The organism is uncultured Flavonifractor sp. (assembly GCF_944385615.1).
In the GTDB taxonomy this organism is placed as follows: domain Bacteria; phylum Bacillota; class Clostridia; order Oscillospirales; family Oscillospiraceae; genus Flavonifractor.
This window is the reverse complement of record NZ_CALWXV010000005.1, coordinates 15,247-32,254: the sequence shown is the minus strand read 5'-3', so window position 1 is coordinate 32,254 and position 17,008 is coordinate 15,247. Positions and strand designations below refer to the sequence as shown.

16 protein-coding genes and 1 riboswitch are annotated in these 17,008 nt (G+C 60.6%); of the genes, 6 read left to right on the top strand and 10 right to left on the bottom strand.

Annotated elements, in window-relative coordinates; all coding sequences use genetic code 11:
• Window positions 1-33: 33 nt before the first annotated feature.
• The 6 genes from ablA to rd form a co-directional block, all read right to left on the bottom strand.
• Window positions 34-1,287 (bottom strand): lysine 2,3-aminomutase, encoded by a 1,254-nt coding sequence (gene ablA, locus Q0J75_RS02750; RefSeq protein ID WP_297196563.1) that lies wholly within the window; start codon window positions 1,285-1,287, stop codon window positions 34-36.
• A 229-nt stretch (window positions 1,288-1,516) separates the two neighbouring features.
• The gene (locus tag Q0J75_RS02745; protein ID WP_297196561.1) at window positions 1,517-2,557 is read right to left on the bottom strand and encodes an L-erythro-3,5-diaminohexanoate dehydrogenase; all 1,041 of its coding nucleotides are present in this window, start codon (window positions 2,555-2,557) and stop codon (window positions 1,517-1,519) included.
• 77 nt (window positions 2,558-2,634) lie between these two features.
• On the bottom strand, window positions 2,635-3,453 hold the full coding sequence (locus Q0J75_RS02740; RefSeq protein ID WP_297196560.1) for a 3-keto-5-aminohexanoate cleavage protein: 819 nt from the start codon (window positions 3,451-3,453) through the stop codon (window positions 2,635-2,637).
• A gap of 118 nt (window positions 3,454-3,571) precedes the next feature.
• A riboswitch (Lysine riboswitch) is annotated at window positions 3,572-3,749 on the bottom strand.
• 199 nt (window positions 3,750-3,948) lie between these two features.
• Window positions 3,949-5,445, bottom strand: a complete 1,497-nt coding sequence (locus Q0J75_RS02735) for a MutS-related protein (protein WP_297196558.1) — start codon at window positions 5,443-5,445, stop codon at window positions 3,949-3,951.
• On the bottom strand, window positions 5,429-6,445 hold the full coding sequence (locus tag Q0J75_RS02730; RefSeq protein WP_297196556.1) for a hypothetical protein: 1,017 nt from the start codon (window positions 6,443-6,445) through the stop codon (window positions 5,429-5,431). Before Q0J75_RS02730 ends, Q0J75_RS02735 begins: the two co-directional genes overlap by 17 nt.
• Window positions 6,446-6,823: 378 nt before the next feature.
• The gene (gene rd / locus Q0J75_RS02725; protein WP_087335480.1) at window positions 6,824-6,982 is read right to left on the bottom strand and encodes a rubredoxin; all 159 of its coding nucleotides are present in this window, start codon (window positions 6,980-6,982) and stop codon (window positions 6,824-6,826) included.
• Window positions 6,983-7,117: 135 nt separating this feature from the next.
• Here rd and dusB point away from each other — a divergent pair, with 135 nt between their 5' ends.
• Genes dusB through Q0J75_RS02710 form a run of 3 tightly spaced genes read left to right on the top strand, consistent with a single transcriptional unit; the run spans window position 7,118 to window position 9,746 of the window.
• Window positions 7,118-8,104, top strand: coding sequence for a tRNA dihydrouridine synthase DusB (gene dusB / locus Q0J75_RS02720; RefSeq protein WP_297196553.1), 987 nt, complete (start codon window positions 7,118-7,120; stop codon window positions 8,102-8,104).
• 47 nt (window positions 8,105-8,151) lie between these two features.
• Window positions 8,152-8,748: an RNA polymerase sigma factor gene (locus tag Q0J75_RS02715; RefSeq protein WP_297196551.1), complete on the top strand. Its 597-nt coding sequence runs from the start codon at window positions 8,152-8,154 to the stop codon at window positions 8,746-8,748.
• 38 nt (window positions 8,749-8,786) lie between these two features.
• A complete protein-coding gene (locus Q0J75_RS02710) occupies window positions 8,787-9,746 on the top strand; it encodes a zf-HC2 domain-containing protein (RefSeq protein ID WP_297196549.1) in 960 nt (319 codons plus the stop codon).
• A 149-nt stretch (window positions 9,747-9,895) separates the two neighbouring features.
• On the opposite strand, the gene Q0J75_RS02705 is transcribed toward Q0J75_RS02710, so the two are convergent.
• Genes Q0J75_RS02705 through Q0J75_RS02690 form a run of 4 tightly spaced genes read right to left on the bottom strand, consistent with a single transcriptional unit; the run spans window position 9,896 to window position 13,018 of the window.
• Window positions 9,896-10,660, bottom strand: a complete 765-nt coding sequence (locus tag Q0J75_RS02705) for a hypothetical protein (RefSeq protein WP_297196547.1) — start codon at window positions 10,658-10,660, stop codon at window positions 9,896-9,898.
• 13 nt (window positions 10,661-10,673) lie between these two features.
• Window positions 10,674-11,279, bottom strand: a complete 606-nt coding sequence (locus Q0J75_RS02700; protein ID WP_297196545.1) for a hypothetical protein — start codon at window positions 11,277-11,279, stop codon at window positions 10,674-10,676.
• On the bottom strand, window positions 11,276-12,004 hold the full coding sequence (locus Q0J75_RS02695) for a hypothetical protein (protein ID WP_297196543.1): 729 nt from the start codon (window positions 12,002-12,004) through the stop codon (window positions 11,276-11,278). The genes Q0J75_RS02700 and Q0J75_RS02695 overlap by 4 nt, the downstream gene beginning before the upstream one ends.
• A 21-nt stretch (window positions 12,005-12,025) precedes the next feature.
• Window positions 12,026-13,018: a LacI family DNA-binding transcriptional regulator gene (locus Q0J75_RS02690; protein ID WP_297196541.1), complete on the bottom strand. Its 993-nt coding sequence runs from the start codon at window positions 13,016-13,018 to the stop codon at window positions 12,026-12,028.
• Window positions 13,019-13,426: 408 nt separating this feature from the next.
• Here Q0J75_RS02690 and Q0J75_RS02685 point away from each other — a divergent pair, with 408 nt between their 5' ends.
• Genes Q0J75_RS02685 through Q0J75_RS02675 form a run of 3 tightly spaced genes read left to right on the top strand, consistent with a single transcriptional unit; the run spans window position 13,427 to window position 16,987 of the window.
• On the top strand, window positions 13,427-14,365 hold the full coding sequence (locus Q0J75_RS02685; RefSeq protein ID WP_297196539.1) for an ABC transporter permease: 939 nt from the start codon (window positions 13,427-13,429) through the stop codon (window positions 14,363-14,365).
• 14 nt (window positions 14,366-14,379) lie between these two features.
• Complete coding sequence (locus Q0J75_RS02680) at window positions 14,380-15,267, top strand: carbohydrate ABC transporter permease (protein ID WP_297196537.1); 888 nt, start codon at window positions 14,380-14,382, stop codon at window positions 15,265-15,267.
• A 16-nt stretch (window positions 15,268-15,283) separates the two neighbouring features.
• Window positions 15,284-16,987 (top strand): extracellular solute-binding protein, encoded by a 1,704-nt coding sequence (locus Q0J75_RS02675; RefSeq protein ID WP_297196535.1) that lies wholly within the window; start codon window positions 15,284-15,286, stop codon window positions 16,985-16,987.
• The last annotated feature ends 21 nt before the right edge of the window (window positions 16,988-17,008 follow it).

Genomic DNA, 17,008 nt, shown 5'->3' with positions numbered 1-17,008 from the left:
CCCAAATCTGCGGCGGTCCGCTGTGGATTTTGATTACTCCTCGTGGTGGGAGCGCTTATGCCGCTCCAGCCCGGCGGGCTCCATGGACAGAGCCTGACCCCGCTCCAGACCGGCCACGCCCATGAGCTCCTTCTTCTTCTTGCCGGTGCAGTAGTCGCACTGGCAGTCGGTGTAGTGCTCGGGCTCGGTGTAGGTGGTGATAACGCCCTCGTAGTTGCGGAGGATGACCTTCTTGGGGGTCTGGGAGATGACGTACTGGGGCATAACGGGGGTCTTGCCGCCGCCGCCGGGGGCGTCCACCACGAAGGTGGGCACGCAGTAGCCGGAGGTGTGGCCACGCAGGCCCTCAATGATCTCGATGCCCTTGCTGACGGGGGTACGGAAGTGCTCCAGGCCCATGGACAGGTCGCACTGATAGATGTAGTAGGGACGCACCCGGATCTTGACCAGCTCGTTGACCAGCTTCTTCATGGTGTAGACGCAGTCATTGATGCCGGCCAGCAGCACGGACTGGTTGCCCAGGGGGATACCGGCGTCGGCCAGACGGGCGCAGGCGGCGGCAGCCTCGGGGGTGATCTCGTTGGGGTGGTTGAAGTGGGTGTTCAGCCAAATGGGATGATACTTCTTCAGCATGTTGCACAGCTCGGGAGTGATGCGCTGGGGCAGCACCACCGGGGTGCGGGAGCCGATGCGGACGATCTCCACGTGGGGGATCTCACGCAGCTTGGCGATGATGTACTCCAGCCGCTCGTCGCTGACCAGCAGGGCGTCGCCGCCGGAGAGGAGCACGTCGCGGATCTGGGGGGTGTTGCGGATGTACTCGATGGCCTGATCCACCTGATCCACGGGCAGGCCGGCGTCGTTCTGGCCGGCGAAGCGGCGGCGGGTGCAGTGACGGCAGTACATGGAGCACTGGTCGGTGATGAGCAGCAGGCAGCGGTCGGGATAGCGGTGGGTCAGACCGGGAGCCGGGGAGTCCTCATCCTCGTGCAGGGGGTCCAGCAGATCGGCGGAAGACTGGTGCAGCTCCTTGGCGGTGGGAACGGCCTGGAGCCGGACGGGGTCATGGGGATCGCCGGGCTGGATCAGGGACAGGTAGTAGGGGGTGATGGCCATGCGGAGGGTGCCCAGACAGGCCTTGACGCCTTCCTCTTCCTCGGGGGTCAGGTCCACATATTTTTTCAGGTCCTCCAGGGTCTCAACGCGGTTTTTGACTTGCCAGTGCCAGTCGTTCCACTCTTCGTCGGTCACGTTGGGAAACAGGATCTTACGGCGGGACTCTACCATAACAAGGTCATCCTTTCTAAAACAGTGTGGGGACGCATCATCCGCAGGCGGGGGAAACCGGAGGGTCGGAACCGGGAGAAAGGGTTGGGGAGGAGGATTTCTCCCGCAGCACCGGGGACCGGAAACGCCGGCCGCGGAGGGAATGCGTCAATCAGCTCATCTGTCGATGGGGACAGGTAAGTTACAGGGTAGGTTGGGGATGGTCTGAAGGTTTTGTCAGGTGAAACGCTTACAGGTACTTCTTCTCGAAGTAAGCCTTGAGCTGGGGATTCTCTCTCAGCTCGGACAGGGTGATCTCGGCGTGGTCCTTGGTGTAGCCGTTGCCCACGATCATGGTGACGTCCTTGCCGCAGCCCTCGGCGCCCAGGGCGGCCTTGGCGAAATCGGTGGCCATGGAGAAGAAGTACACCACGCCGTTGTCATGGACGGGCAGAATGGCGGCCATCTCGCAGGCGGGCACGTTGACGATGAGGATGGACACGTCGTACTCCTTGCCGCCGTTGACGGCCAGGGACTTCTCCAGCACCTCCACGGGGTTGGTGGCGGAGCCCACGATGGCGTGGTGGCACAGGTTCATGCTCTTGAGCAGATCGGCGTCCTCCTGGCAGATGACCAGGGCGACCACGTTGCCGGTGGGGCCGACGCGCTTCATGGCCTCGTAGCAGCACATCATGCCGCCCTTGCCCGCGCCGCCCAGAATGAGGACGGAGTCGCCGGGACGGACCAGCTTGGCAGTCTGAGCGGGAGCGCCAGCCACGTCCAGAGCGGCCAGAGCCAGCTCCTCGCTCATGTCGTCGGGCAGCTTGGCGTACAGGCCGGACTCAAACAGGATGGCCTGAGCCTCCACGTCCACACGGTCGATCTCAGGATGGATGGCCTTGATCTTGTTGATCTTCAGGGGAGTCAGGGACAGGGATACCAGGGAGGCGATCTTGTCGCCCACCTTCAGGTCGATCTTGCCCTGCAGGTCCTCGCCGATCTCGCGGACGGTGCCGATGAACATACCGCCGGAGCCGGTGACGGGGTTCTGCATCTTGCCCCGCTCGTTGACGATGTCCAGAATCATCTGCTCGGTACGGGCCAGGTCCTTCTCACAGGCCTCATAGATCTGAGTGAAGGAGGCGGAGTCGATATTCAGCGCGGACACGTCGCACAGAATCTCATTGGAGTAGCACTCCATGGTATTGTCGATCTTCTTGGCGGCCTGGGTCAGCAGCCCCTGGGGCTCGATGACGCGGTGAGTGCCGTATTTATTGCCTTTTTTCTGCATAGAACGTTCCTCCTGTTTCATGTTGTTTGGTTGGGGAGATATATGGTTGGGGAGATAAGTAAAAACAAACGAATTACTTAGGCCAGGGAGAGGATCTTCCGGGCCTCGTCGGGGGTGGCGATCTCGCGGCCCAGCTCCTTGGCCAGGCGGACCACCTTGGCCACCAGCTCGCCGTTGGAGGCGGCCTTATGGCCCTTTTCCAGGTAGATGTTGTCCTCAAAGCCCACCCGGACATTGCCGCCCATCACGATACCGGCGGCCACCATGGGCCAGGCGCCCCGGCCGATGCCGGTGACGGTCCAGGTGGACCCGGCGGGGATCTGCTTGACCAGATAGTCCAGATTGCCCACAGTGGCGGGGGTGCAGCCCGACACGCCCAGCACGAAGTTGAACTGCATGGGAGCGCCGGGGACCAGGCCCTTGTTGGCCATGTTCACGATGGTGTCCAGGTGGCCGATCTCAAAGCACTCATACTCGGGCTTGATGTGGTTTTCCAGCATCCGCTGGCCGAAGGCACGCATGGTGGGCATGTCGTTGACGAAGATATCGTCGCCGAAGTTGCAGGTGCCGCAGTCCAAGGTGGCCATCTCAGGGCACAGCTCGGTGGGCTGGAGCCGCTCCTCCGGGGTCATGCCGGTGGCGCCGCCGGTGGAGGGGATGAGGATCACGCCGGGGCAAGCCTCCTTGATGGCGTCCAGAATCACCCGGAACCGCTCCCGGTCCTGGGTGGGGGTGCCGTCGTCCTCCCGGACGTGGACGTGGATGACGGCAGCGCCGGCGTCGAAGGCGCTCTTGGCCTCGCGGACCATTTCCTCCACGGTGTAGGGGACAGCGGGATTATGGGCCTTGGTGACCTCTGCGCCGCAGATGGCCGCGGTAATGATAAGCTTTTCCATGACACGCCTCCTCGAAAAAATAAGCTATCCCGCCGGTAGGAAATATACCTTCCGGCGGGATAGCGCTTCATGAACAAAAAAACACTACTCATGTCCGCGGGAGGGTTACTCTCGTTCAGACACAAATAGCGCTTCATGTGACTCATGACAATCCGTGAGCGCTGGGCCCGCGGCTCAGGGGGAGGGCTGTACGATTCACGTCCCCCTTCGGCGGAGCGGACATTCACAAAGCACATCGGACTCGCCTGCCCTTGTCATTGCTTTGCTACCTTGCGCTCCGCGCCTCTATCCATGCGTATTATTCACTTTTGACAAATTCACTATACCGCAGGCACTTTCGTTTGTCAACTATTTTTTAAAAATTTAGGCCGACAAAATTTTTCTCTGGGATAGGGACTTTTGTACACTACAGCGGGACAGTAATTACCGGACGGTAACCGGTATGGCGGGTGCAAAAGGGCCCGGCAGGTTTTGCCCTGCCGGGCCTCTGGGAGATCACAGATCGGCCTGGAACAGCTCCATGAGGGTGTCGTCCAGCTTGAGCAGGCGGCACACCCGCAGCGCGTCCCGGGGACAGGGGGCGCCGGGGGGCGCGGGCAGGAGCCGGTAGTCCATCCGCCGGGCGATGCGCTTGCGGGGATCGTCCCCCTCGTCTCCCTGGATGTCCCGTACCAGACCGGCCACCTGGTAGTGGGCCCCCGCCACGTCGGAGACCCCGTCGTAGTGGGTGGTCATGAGGGCCACGCAGTCCAGACCGCCCAGGTGGCGGACCAGGGCCCGGGCCAGAGCGGCCCCCTCCTGAGGATTGGTGCCCCGGGCAAACTCGTCCAGGGCCACAAAGAAGAACTGGTCCTGGGTCTCCCGCAGCAGGTTGTCCAGCAGGTGGACCTCCTTGCCGAAGGAGGACAGGCCGCCCGCCCCCGGTCCGCTGTCGGCCAGGATGAGGGCTACCCGGTGGAACAGGGGCAGGGCGGCGGACTGGGCAAAGACGAAAAAGCCGCACTGACAGAGCAGCAGGGAGAGCACCGTGGAGCGAAGGGACACCGTCTTGCCGCCCATGTTGGCCCCGGTGATGACGGTGCAGCCCGGTTTCAGTTCCAGGTCCAGGGGGGTGAACTGCTCTCCCCGCTGGGCCAGATCCTCCTCCACCTGGGGGTGGCGCACGTCGTGGAGGGTGATGGACTTGTCCGTGCTGAGGGTGGGGCGGACGCAGTGATAGCGCAGGGCCAGCTTGGCTTTGGCCACGATGAGGTCCAACCGGCCTAGGGCGTCCATGTTGTCCAGGAAGGCCTGCTTGAAGGCCATCAGCTTGCCGGTGAGCATCCGGCGGACTTCCAGCTCCAGCTTGTCCTCCTCCACCGCCAGCACCCGGCGCTTTTCCAGCAGGGGCCCCCGCTTTTCCTCCTGGGTCATGCGGATGGCCTTTTCCAGCTTGACCTTTTCCGCCCGCAGGGGGGCCAGGTCGTTGTGGTAGGAATTGACCACGGCAAAGGTGGGCAGGCGGCGGCCCTCTGGGTCCATCAGCTCCAAGGCCTCTGCCAGGGAGGGGAAGGACAGCCCGGCCATGGGGGGGAGGGCGTCATAGGCCTGGATCAGCTGCTCCAGGGTGACCAGAAAGTGCTTGATCTCAAAGAGCTCCACCAGGTCGAAGGGGGCGCCGGGGTCCCGGTCGAAGGAGCCCCGGATGTCGTGAAACAGGGGCAGGCACCGGGTCACGCCCCGCAGCGCGGCGGCGGCGTCCTTCCGCTGGGCCTCGGTGAGCCGCGCCGGGCCGCAGCCGCAGTCGTCCTTCTGGGGAGCGGTGGCTCCGGCGTTCCACAGCTCCATGGCCAGGGAGACATTGTCCAGCTCCTCCTCCAGGGCGGCCTCGTCTCCGGGGCCGTACCAGCGGAGGGACCGGGCGGCCCCCTTGCCAAAGGGAGACATGGGGCTCAGCCGGTTCAAGACCCACTGGAAGCCCGCGTGTTCCCGCAGTTCATGCGTCAGTTCCATGTTGATCCTCCTTCACGTTGACCACCGGCAGGTCGATGGCCTGCCGCAGGGCGGAGATGAATTTGTCCGGTTCAAAGTGCCAGCCATAGGCCGACCAGGGATTGGCGGCCACGGCGGCGATGGTCAGCTCCCGCCGGACGGCCAGGGTCCCGCCGCTGCGCAGGAACAGGTCCAGAGCAGAGCGGCCTGCCAGCACATGGGTGGCGTCCCCGGTGACCAGGGTGGTGGGGGCGCCCCGGCGGGCCAGAGTCTTGAGCAGGGGATCGGTGACCCCGCCCGCCGCCCATACCGCCAGGGGACGGCGGGGCAGCTTGTTCCACTTGGGGCCGCCGCCCTCGTCCAGGGGCAGCTCCAGGGGTGTGCCGTCCGGTTCAAAGAGGGCAAAACGGGCCTCCAGCCCCTCCAGCGCCCCCCGCAGGCCGGGGTGCTCCGGCACTTTTCGGGCGAACAGCCAGCAGGTGTGGGCGGTTTCGGCCACCACCAGATCCATGTCCCGGTCCAGAGAGGCCCCAGTACACAGCAGGGCCGCTCCCTCTACCCCGGCCCCCGCCAGGGATTTGCGCCCGGCGGCCCCGTCAATGAGCACCCGCTGGGCTCCCAGCTCCATGAAACGGGCGGTGAGCGGGGCCAGCTGCCCGGCGGCGGAGGGACCGGCCAGCTGGACGTACCCGTCGGACAGGGTACGGAAGATGGCCACCGGCCCCAGAGGGGTCATGACGTCGGTCAGGTCCACCACCTCCAGGGTGGCGTCGCACAGGGTGAGCATGGCCCGGGCGGTGGCAAACAGATCCCCGGCTTTCAGGTATAAATCAGGCTTTTCGGTGCCGGTGACCAGGTCGGTGCGTTCCCCGTCCCGGCCCACCGAGGTGAGTGCCAGCCGCTCCTCCCCCAGCTCGGCCATCAGGCGGCGCATGGCAGTGGTTTTACCCGCGTTTTTGCACAGGCCGATGACGGTCACGGGAGAGGCGTCCCCCACCAGCGGTGCTAACAGATGTTCCAAAATAGGGCCTCCCTTCCACGGAAAAATTGGGTCATTTTCTGCTTCGTCGAGGCCATTATAAGAGGGCTCCATTGGTTCTGTCAATGGGGAGAAAAACAAATCTCAGGGCGGGGTTGAACCGGGAAAATCCAGAAAATAATGCAAGATCATATATTTTTTCCTGTAAAAAAGAAAGCGGATTTGTCCCGGCCGGAAGGGCGGATGCCGGACAAATATGGAGTGACATTTTAATGTAAGGAAGCTCCGCGCAAAAGAGAAGGGGGGCAGACACGGTTTATTGCTTGAAATGAAAGAGCAGGAAAAGAAAGCTGCAAAAAAGAAAAGCCGCCTGACCGGCGGCATTGCCGTCGGTCAGGCGGAAGAGAGCGGGAAAAAACCTTACTGCTTGGAGAACTGGTCCTTGCCCACGCCGCACAGGGGGCACACCCAGTCGGCGGGAACCTGCTCCCAGGGGGTGCCGGGGGCCACGCCGTTGTCGGGATCGCCCTCAGCGGGATCGTAGATATAGCCGCAGAGATCGCAGACATACTTATCCATGTTGGAACGCTCCTTATCCATTGTCATTTCTGTCAAGCGATACAGACCGGACGGGGGAAAGCACCTTGCCGAAGCCCCTGTCCTGTGGTATGATACGCTTGTTACGCTACTATTTATAACACATCGGGGGACACTGTGAAAATTGGCAATATTACCATAAATTCGGCTCTGGTGCTGGCTCCTATGGCCGGAGTGACGGACCTGGGGTTCCGCACCATCTGCCGGGAGCTGGGGGCGGGCTATACCGTCACGGAAATGGTGAGCGCAAAGGCTCTGTGCTACCAGGATAAAAAATCCATTCCGCTTTTGAAACTGGGGGAGGACGAGCACCCGGCGGCGGCCCAGATCTTCGGCAGCGACCCGGCCTGTATGGAGCAGGCGGCGGGTATCGCGGCGGAGGTCTCCGGGGCCGATATTATCGACATCAACATGGGCTGTCCGGTGCCCAAGGTGGCCAACTCCGGGGACGGCTCGGGGCTGATGAAAAACCCGGACCTGGCGGTTAGGGTGGCCGAGGCGGTGATCCGGGGGGCCGGCGGAAAACCGGTGACGGTGAAGTTCCGGCTGGGCTGGGACAAGGGCTCCATCAACTGTGTGGAGTTTGCCAAGGCCATGGAGGAGGCCGGGGTGGCGGCGGTGGCCGTCCACGGCCGCACCAAAACCCAGATGTACTCCGGCACCGCCAACTGGGACTATATTCGGGCGGTAAAAGAGGCGGTGTCCATCCCGGTGATGGCCAACGGGGATGTGTTTGAGCCCCGGGACGCGGTACGTATCCTGAACTACACCGGGGCGGATATGGCCATGATCGGCCGGGGCTGCTTTGGAAACCCCTGGCTCTTTCAGCGGGCCAAGGCGGCTCTGGCGGGGGAGGAGATCCCGCCCCTGCCCCCCCTGGCCCAGCGGTGCGACACGGCGGTGCGGCAGTTTGAGCTGTCGGCCGTCCAGAAGGGGGAGCACATCGCCTGTCTGGAGGCCCGGAAGCACTATGCCTGGTACCTGAAGGGCGTGCCCCACGCCGGGTACTATAAAGAGCAGATCAGCCATGTGTCCACCCTGGAGGATATCTACAGGGTGACGGCGGGTATCAAACGGGATTTGAGGGACGAGCCGGTGCGGTAAATCCGCCGCCGGCATATCCGTCTGAGGAGAAAGTGGGTGAGAAAGGTATGAAACCGGAATGGGAGCTGGTCCAGCGGGCCCGGCAGGGGGATGAGTCCGCCTTTGCCGAGCTGGTGGAGCAGAATCAGGGACGGATCTATCATCTGGCCCTGCGGATGACGAATAACCCGGATGACGCCGCCGAGCTGTGTCAGGAGGCCTTTCTCAACGCCTGGAAGGGGCTGGGCAAGTTCCAGGGAGACAGCTCCTTTGCCACCTGGCTGTACCGGCTGACCAGCAACGTGTGTATCGACTTTCTTCGGAAGGAGAAGCGGCGCAATGCCCTGTCCATGACGGTATCCCTGGACGACGAGGAGGAGGCCAGGCAGGCCGAGCTGCCCGACGAGCGCTTTTCTCCCCATGTGGAGGCCGAGCGCCGGGAGCGGCAGGAGGCTCTGCGGGCAGGGCTGGCCGCCCTGTCGGCGGAGCACCGGCGGGTACTCATCCTGCGGGAGCTGGAGGGGCTGTCCTACAGCGAGATTGCCCAGGTGCTGGAGCTGGAGGAGGGCACGGTCAAGTCCCGCATTGCCCGGGCCCGGCTGGCCCTGCGGAACCATTTGAAAAAACAGGGGAACTTTTTCGATTCTCCCACGTCTATACCTTGAACAACGGGGAACACCCCGCAAGGAGAGGAGGGAACGATATGCTGAGCTGTGACCAGGCGCTGGAACTCATCAGCGCCCGGTTGGACGGCCCCCTGAGCCGGGAGGAGAGCAAAGAACTGGAGGAGCATCTGTCGGCATGCCCGGCGTGCCGGGCCCTCTCTGATGAGCTGGCGCTGCTCCACCGGGAGCTGCCCACCCTGGCGGCCCAGCCCCCCGCCGGGCTGAAGGAGGGGGTCATGGACCAGATCCGCGCCGCCAAGGTCACCCCCTTCCAGAGCAAAAAGAGCCGTTGGCGCTGGCGGAGCCTGGCCTCCCTGGCGGCGGTGGCTGTGCTGGCGCTGGTGGCGGCGGGGGCCATGGACCAGTGGCGGGAACACGGAATGTTGGGCAGCCAGCAGAATGCCGTTGCGCCTGCGGCGGAGGTTCTTACGGACCAGACCGGCGGCGGGAGCGGGCAGGCTGCCCCCAGCAGTATGCCCGCGGAGGAAAATCAGGCGGAGATTGCCGCCGTCTCGCCGGCCGACCAGGGGGCTGAAACCGAAAGCAAAAACGGGCAAAGCAGCCGGAGCGCGGCCGGGGCATCTCAGGAGGAGACCACCCCGGAGCCTGCCCCGTCTCAGCCCGCCGGAGGGGGTGGGGTCAGCGCCTACAGCGGTGATGCGCCGGACGACCGGAGCATGGACCCATCCCAGCCCACGGTGGATGCCTTTACCTCTGCCGCCGCCACCGAGCAGGGCCTGACCCAGAGCCAGGCGCTGCTGAAGCTGGCGGCCTGGCTGGGGTGGGATACCGGAACGCTGACAGTGGACGAAAGCGGGATGGTGGCCGGGCCGACAGCCGCCGACGGCACCACATCCCGGCTGATCTGCGCCGGGCTGAATGAGGCGGGAACCGGTTGGCTGTGCCAGCTGGAGCAGGTCACCCCCGGTCCCGACGGCACCGCCAGCTGCGTCACCTATACCGTGTCGCTGGACGGCAGTCACATAACCCAGCCGTAATTGGCTTGGAAAGAGCAGGGCCTTGCCATGTGTGGGGACCATGGCGGTTCATATCACCTCAAGTTTAAAGCTACAGCCGCCTGTTGGAAATCACTCCAACAGGCGGCTGTAGCTGTTTGTATACGGAAATTCTTATGCTTCTTGGGAGGCTATCTTTGACAGGAGCAGGACACACGAAACTTTTCTTCAATGCCCAGCTCCTGATCCATCTGTTCATAGATCAGGAACTGAGACAAAAAGATGATATACCACAGTCCCAGAATGGGGACCAAAAGCACGGTCCAGGGGGCCAAAAGTACATAGATCAGGCTGTAGCCCAGCTGCAAGAGGGCGATTCCCACCATCCGCCAGGCGTATTTGGCGGTAAACAGGATGATGTTTCTCATCCTGTTCCGGGCGGTCTGCCGGAACAGGACCAGCTGCGGCCAGTAAAGGGCATTAAGCAGAAGGAACAGCGCCCCGGAGAACAGATACAGGGCAACGGTGCCCGGCGTCTGGGGAGCCGGGGACCACCAGAAGAGGGCCGCCATAAAGGTGTACATACCAATCAGCAGACCCAGGACCGCCCCGGGAAGCAGGCTCTCCCGGCCATTCTGCCGCCAGCTTTTCCGCCAGGCTGCCCACCAGTGTTCCGGCGCGTCCCGAAGGCCCCGGAGGATTCCGTCATAGAGCCCCGCCAAAAACGGGCCCCAGATCATCCCGCCCAGAATGGACAACGGGATGAGAAGAAGAATACTGCTGGACAAAATAGCGTACCCGATGCCGGCCGCCAGAGGGAAGGCCCCCGCCACCGTGAGCAGATTCAGCTTGATCCAGGGGGCGGCGTACCGGGAGAGCAGCTGTTTATAGCGGTTGAATCCCACCTGACGCACGTCAGGATCATAATTCGGGTCCTCGTGTACAAACAAACCCACAAAACTTCCTCCTTCAGATTCCCTCGCTGCTGTAGTGGCATCCGTCCAAAAACTGGATCAGAATGTCCTGTTCCTGGCCGGTAAAATCCTCCCGGCAAGCCAGCTCGGCGCTGACCGCGTAGTTTCCGTAGACAGTAAAGGCGGATACCCCCCGGCTGTAGGGGTTGGTCTCCGAGCCGCATTCATAGGACAGCATGGTGTACTCCTGGCCGTTACAGGTCTGGGTCCAGGTCTCTGTCACGGTGTAGGTCTCCTGTTCCCTGGCGATCCATGTATCCAGATTTTGTTGGGCGTAGGTTTCATCTGCGCACCCTGCCAGGAGAAGGTAGATTTGGGCGTCATAGACCTCCACGTCCTCTCCGTCCTCGTTGGTGTAGGCGGAAGGTTCCCCGGCTACCCAGGCGGCATAATAGAGGTCTTCTCCCGTGAGGACCGAGTAATTGTCCAGCAGGGAAAAGCCGTTTCCCGGCTCCTCTGCTCCCAGTACGGACCCAAGCATGGTCCAGTTTGGGTCCCATGAAGTGCCGTCCACGGCCTGATCGGGATACTGCGCACATCCGCTCAGACCCAGCAGACCTGCCAGAAGCAGCACTGTGAGCCCATAGTTCCGCCGTTTCACTGGATACGCCCCCTTGTGATTTCATCCCAAAGCGCGTCACATTCCTGGGAATAGGAACAGGTGCGCTCGGTCCAAAAGCCCCGCCGTGCCACGAAGAGCGGGGCCAGAAGTTCCTGGCTGTCTCCACAGAGCTCCTGGTTCAGGATTTTTTCTGTGTATTCCCCCAGCGGCAGCGCCTGGAGAACGGGGCAATCCAACCAGCGCAGATAACAGCTTTCATAGTCCTGGTCTGTCTCCTCTGGGAGACTGCCGTCCAGACGGCGCAGGATCTGATAATTCTCCTGAAAGACCGCCGGGTCCTCCAGCAGGAAGAAGTAGCTGTCCCGGGCCTCCAGATCGGCCATCAGCCTGGTGCTGCCTGCGTAGGCATACACGGCCCCCTCGCCGGAGCTGTCTCCCATCACATATTGGTTCAGGCGGACCACCACCTGACTGTCCCCGTTACAGTCTGTCCCCAAGTCCGCCAGGGCGGCCTCTAAAGCCACTGCGGTATCCTCCGGCAGGGCGGCAGAGCCTACATAGGCCACCTGGTAATCCGGCGTTACCTGTCCAAATCCCAGGCCTCTGGCAATCAGATAGAGCGCGGCGGCAAGCAGCCCCAACCCCAGAAGCACATACCATTTGTGATAATACCACCAGTTGGCCCGTTTCTGCCGGGGAGTCAGCTCTATCGCCTGATCCGGCCGCACATCCCGGTATTTCCATTTGAGATACTCGCTGGCCATAGGCCCTCCTCCTCGGTAGTGCTACGCTTTGTCCCGGGTGGTGCCGCCGGGGGCATAGCTCACCGGCAGACAGATCAGACTGGGCAGGTCGCTTTTATCCTCGTTTAAGAGAATGTCCACACAGGTTTCCGCCAGAAGGGGGATGGGCTGAACGATGGTGGAGCACTCGGGCGCGCGGCCCATGTGGATGGCCGTGCCGTCAAAGCCGATGAGCTGCACATCCTCCGGCGCACGGACCCCCAGCTCCCCCAGCATTTTTTGAATCTCCAAGGTCAACACATCGGTACAGCAGAAAATGCCGTCATAGTCCAGCTTCCCCTGATGGATATGGGCCTGCAAAAAGGTCCGGAAGGGCTCATAGCCGTCGCTGTCGCACAGACAGAGGGTATCGTGCTCCACCTTTGCCACCCGGCAGAAGGACTTAAACCCGTTGCGCCGCTTGTCTGACTCGCCGGCCACGGTGGAGCCGATGCGCAGAAACAGCAGCCGCTCACAGCCCAGCTCCACCAGCTTTTTGGCCGCCAGCTGTCCGCCGCCAAAGTTGTCCGAGGCCACGCAGGGAACATCGGGGCTCACATAGCGGTCAAAGCTGACAAAGGGAATGTTGTCCGCCACCTGCAACTCTGGATTGTAGGTCAGCCCGATGATCCCATCCACTTGGTTCTGCTGTGCCATATGGATATACCGCTGTTCTGCCTCCGGGTCAAAATCTGTAATGGACAAAAACATCCGATACCCTCTCTTGGTCAGGGCCTGACAGAGATTTTGGGCCAAAACCGAGAAAAAGGAGTTGATGATATTGGGCAATACCACGGCCACCGCATAGGTCCGGTTGGTTTTCAGGCCACGGGCGTAGTTGTTGACCTGGTAGCCCAGCTGTTCTGCCGCGGCCAGGACCCTCTGGCGATATTCTTTGCCCACCGATCCGTTGTTGAACACCTTGGATACGGTTCCCAGCGCCACGCCCGCCTCCCGGGCTACATCTTTCATGGTTGGAGCGGAACCCCGTCTCATGTGCGTCACCGCCTTTGTTGTTGTGAAACGTATCATGCATAGTTCATCCAACGTTGAGAACACAACCTCATTATATCTGTGAAACGTTTTTTTGCAAGCTGTTTTTTGAAATTTTGCGCTGTTTTTTTATTTCTTTTCACATTGCACAAAAAATGGCACGCCTTTTTATCAAGAACAGAGAAGTGCAAAATTACCAATCCATTGCCTTGACAGAACAAGGAAATGTAGCGTATGATGAATTCAAATTTGAGTGTAACGTTTCGCCCTGCGTTTTCAGGGTGCTCTTTTTGCTGATTGCGTGAAACGTTACGCGCAGTATACCGGTATATGAAAGATGAAGCGGAAAAGAGGGGATAAGACAGCTGCGCGGATGAAATGCACTTATTTCAAAATAGGGAGTGAGACAATGTGAGTCAAATACGCGAACCTGCGGCAGGCGTGCTTGCCCCCCGTGGGAAACCCTTGAGCCGCCGGATCCTGAACAACTGGCAGCTTTACCTGCTTTTGCTGATCCCTGTGGTGCTGACCATCATTTATAAGTACGTACCCATGTACGGCATCCAGATCGCCTTCCGGGACTTCAAGGCCAGCCGGGGATATATGGGCAGCGAATGGGTGGGGCTATATTGGTTTGAACGGTTTTTCAGCTCTCCCACCTGTGTTCGGATGATCAAAAACACGGTCCTCATCAGCCTGTACAGTCTGCTGTGGACCTTTCCCATCCCCATTATCCTGTCCTTAATCATCAATCAGCTCCGGTTCCGGCGCTATAAACGGCTGGTCCAGACGGTGCTGTATGCCCCGCACTTTATCTCCATCATGGTGGTGTGCGGTATGCTGCGGATCTTCCTGAGTCCCTCGGGAGGACTGATCAACCTGATCTTTGGCACCAGCATTGATTTTCTGACGGAGTCCTCCGCCTTTCGCACCATTTACATTGCCTCGGGCATCTGGCAGGACGCGGGCTGGGGGTGTATCATCTATCTGGCCACCCTGGCCAATGTGGACCAGGGGCTCTACGAGGCGGCCAAGATGGACGGCGCCTCTGTGTTCCAGCGCATCAAGAACATCGACCTGCCTGAGCTGCTGCCCATGGCTATTTTGAACCTCATCATGGCGGCGGGCGGACTGATGAATGTGGGCTTTGAGAAGGTATGGCTCCTTCAGACAGACCTGAACAAAGCCACCAGCGACGTTATCGCCGTGTACGTCTATCAGCAGGGCATTGAAAACGCCAAGTACAGCTACTCCACGGCTGTGGGACTGTTCAACACGGCGGTCAATATCATTTTGCTGCTCATCGTCAACAAGATCGCGTCCAAGGTCTCGGACGTGGAATTTGTGTAAGGGAGGGAAGGACTATGAAAAAAGCGCGCGGACTGTCTGAGCGCGCCAGCGATATCGTTCTGGTGGCCATCACCGCGGTGGTACTTATCATTGTGGCCTATCCCCTCTATTATGTCCTGATCGCCTCGGTCTCCGATCCCTATGACGTATACGCGGGCAAGACATTCCTGTTTCCCAGCGGCTTCACGCTGGACGGATACGCGGCGGTATTCCAGGACCCCAATATTGTCTCCGGCTTTCTCAACTCGGTGAAATACACCGTGATCGGCACGGTGTTCTCTGTGACCATGCTCTATATCACCGCCTATCCCATGGCCCAGCGAGATCTGCCGGGACGAAAGTTTTTAAGCATCTTCTTCCTGATTACCATGTACTTCGGCGGCGGCCTGGTCCCCACTTATCTGGTGGTAAAGAGCACCGGACTGGTGGGCAGTATGTGGTCTTTGTTCCTGCCGGGCGGCGTGGCCGTGGGCAATATGATCCTTGTGCGCAACTATTTCCAAAACAACATCCCCAAGGATCTCATTGAGGCCGCCAGGGTGGACGGCTGCTCCAAGCTGGGGATCTTCCTACGGATCGTCATTCCCCTGTCCAAGCCCATTCTGGCCGTTATGGCGGTTTTTTCCATGGTAGCCTACTGGAACGACTGGTTTACCGCTCTCATTTATCTGGGCGGCAAGGGTTCTCCTTTGCCCCTGGTCATGCGGAATATTCTCATCAAGAGCTCCGCCTCCGCCTCCCAGGCCGCCACCATCTCTGGCGGCTACGCCGAGCTGAACAAGCTCACCGAGCTTTTGAAGTTCTGCTCCATGATCGTGGCGGCAGTGCCCATGCTGGTTGTCTATCCCTTTGTGCAGAAGCATTTTGAAAAGGGCTTTATGGCCGGCGCGGTGAAGGGCTGAGAAAGGAGATAGGACCATGAAACAACATTGGAAACGGGGACTTGCCGCCTCCCTGACGGCTGTTCTGCTGGTGTCGGGCTTGTCCGGGTGCTCCAGCGGTCTGGTAAACAACGTGAACACCGGAGAAATCAACCCCAACACCGAGCAGACGGAATTTAACATCATGGGGGGCATCTCCGCGCTGTCCAGCGGCTATGAAAACAACGAGGTACTCAACGCGCTGCAGGAGAATGTGGGCATCAAGATCAACTGGGAAACCATGTCCGATTCTCTGGCCGAGCAAGTGAACATCCGCATTACCGGCGGCCAGTACCCAGACGCCTTTATGGGCGTGGGCTTTTCCAACTATGATCTGGCCCGGTATGGGGATGACGGCACCTTCCTGGACCTGACTCCCTATCTGACCGAAGACATCATGCCCAACCTGTGCGCCATTCTGGAGGAGCACCCGGAGATTAGGGCCGCCATCACCCAGGAGGACGGCAAGATCTACGGGCTGCCATCCGGGGAGCAGATGACCACCGCCGGGATCGGCGCGGACCTGGACGACGCTTACTCCATCTATACCATCCCCCAGTTCAGCATGATTAACAAGGCGTGGCTGGACGAGCTGGGTCTGCCGGTACCCACCACGCTGGACGAGCTCCACGACGCCCTGAAAGCCTTCCAGGAAAACGATATGTCCCACACCTACTACGGCAATGCCGCAGGTTCCACCATTCCCATGTCCACCGGCTTTGACCAGTGGTGCTGGGGCCAGAATATCTTTTACTCCGGCTTTGGCTTTACCAACTGGCCCAACGACGTGTGCAATGACCTGCACCTGAAAAGCGATGGTACCGTGGAATTTGTCTGTGTCTCCGACGCCTACCGGGACTGTATGGACTACTTCCACACCTGGTTCAGCGAGGGCCTTATGGATGTAGAGATGTTCAGCCAGAGCGACAGCCAGCTCATGGCCAAGTGCCAGCAGGGCTATGTGGGGGTGTCCACCTGGTGGTACATCGACGAGCTGATGGGGGAGTATGCCGACGACTATGTGTTTCTGCCGCCCCTGTCCGGCCCGAAGGGCACCCAGTATGAGGATGTCTGCGAGATCACCATCCGCCCCGGCTCTCCCATCACCTCCGGCCAGCTGTGTATTACCGGCAAGTGCCAGAGTCCCATCAATCTGCTGAAGTTCTTTGACCAGTGGTACGACGGGGAGACGATGATGCAGCTGCACTATGGTCCCATCGGCGTCTACTTCACCGGTCAGGATGAAAACGACATGTGGATGTCCATCACAGATGAAGAGGCCAAAGAGAAATACGGCAAGAGCGCCGGAGAGCTGCGCAACCAGTATGAGACCTACGGCCCCAAACTGATTCTGGCGGAGTATTACCGGGACGTCTTTTATATGGAGCCCAACGCCATCAACCGTCTGACCTGGCTGGCCGAGGACTGGATGCCCTATGTGAAGGACACCAGCGTCTATCCGGTGGACTGTACCTTTACCAGCATGGAGATGGAGACCCTGGACTGGCATAAACCGGACTTTGAGACGGCTGTCCGGGAGCAGGAGGGCCTTTGGCTGAAAAACGGCGGCCAGGGGGGCGGCCCCATCACCGATGAAGAGTGGGAGGAATATAAGCAATTCCTGGTCCAAAAATGCGGCATGGACGACCTGCTTCAGGTCTATCAGGCCGCCTATGACCGCTATACCGGGGCGGAAAGCTAAGTTTTGCACTCAAATTACATC

Coding starts and splice junctions, on each gene's coding strand:
- ablA (WP_297196563.1), bottom strand. CDS start 1,287: ATGGTAGAGTCCCGCCGTAAGATCCTGTTTCCCAACGTGACCGACGAA.
- Q0J75_RS02745 (WP_297196561.1), bottom strand. CDS start 2,557: ATGCAGAAAAAAGGCAATAAATACGGCACTCACCGCGTCATCGAGCCC.
- Q0J75_RS02740 (WP_297196560.1), bottom strand. CDS start 3,453: ATGGAAAAGCTTATCATTACCGCGGCCATCTGCGGCGCAGAGGTCACC.
- Q0J75_RS02735 (WP_297196558.1), bottom strand. CDS start 5,445: ATGGAACTGACGCATGAACTGCGGGAACACGCGGGCTTCCAGTGGGTC.
- rd (WP_087335480.1), bottom strand. CDS start 6,982: ATGGATAAGTATGTCTGCGATCTCTGCGGCTATATCTACGATCCCGCT.
- Q0J75_RS02715 (WP_297196551.1), top strand. CDS start 8,152: ATGAAACCGGAATGGGAGCTGGTCCAGCGGGCCCGGCAGGGGGATGAG.
- Q0J75_RS02710 (WP_297196549.1), top strand. CDS start 8,787: ATGCTGAGCTGTGACCAGGCGCTGGAACTCATCAGCGCCCGGTTGGAC.
- Q0J75_RS02695 (WP_297196543.1), bottom strand. CDS start 12,004: ATGGCCAGCGAGTATCTCAAATGGAAATACCGGGATGTGCGGCCGGAT.
- Q0J75_RS02690 (WP_297196541.1), bottom strand. CDS start 13,018: ATGAGACGGGGTTCCGCTCCAACCATGAAAGATGTAGCCCGGGAGGCG.
- Q0J75_RS02680 (WP_297196537.1), top strand. CDS start 14,380: ATGAAAAAAGCGCGCGGACTGTCTGAGCGCGCCAGCGATATCGTTCTG.
- Q0J75_RS02675 (WP_297196535.1), top strand. CDS start 15,284: ATGAAACAACATTGGAAACGGGGACTTGCCGCCTCCCTGACGGCTGTT.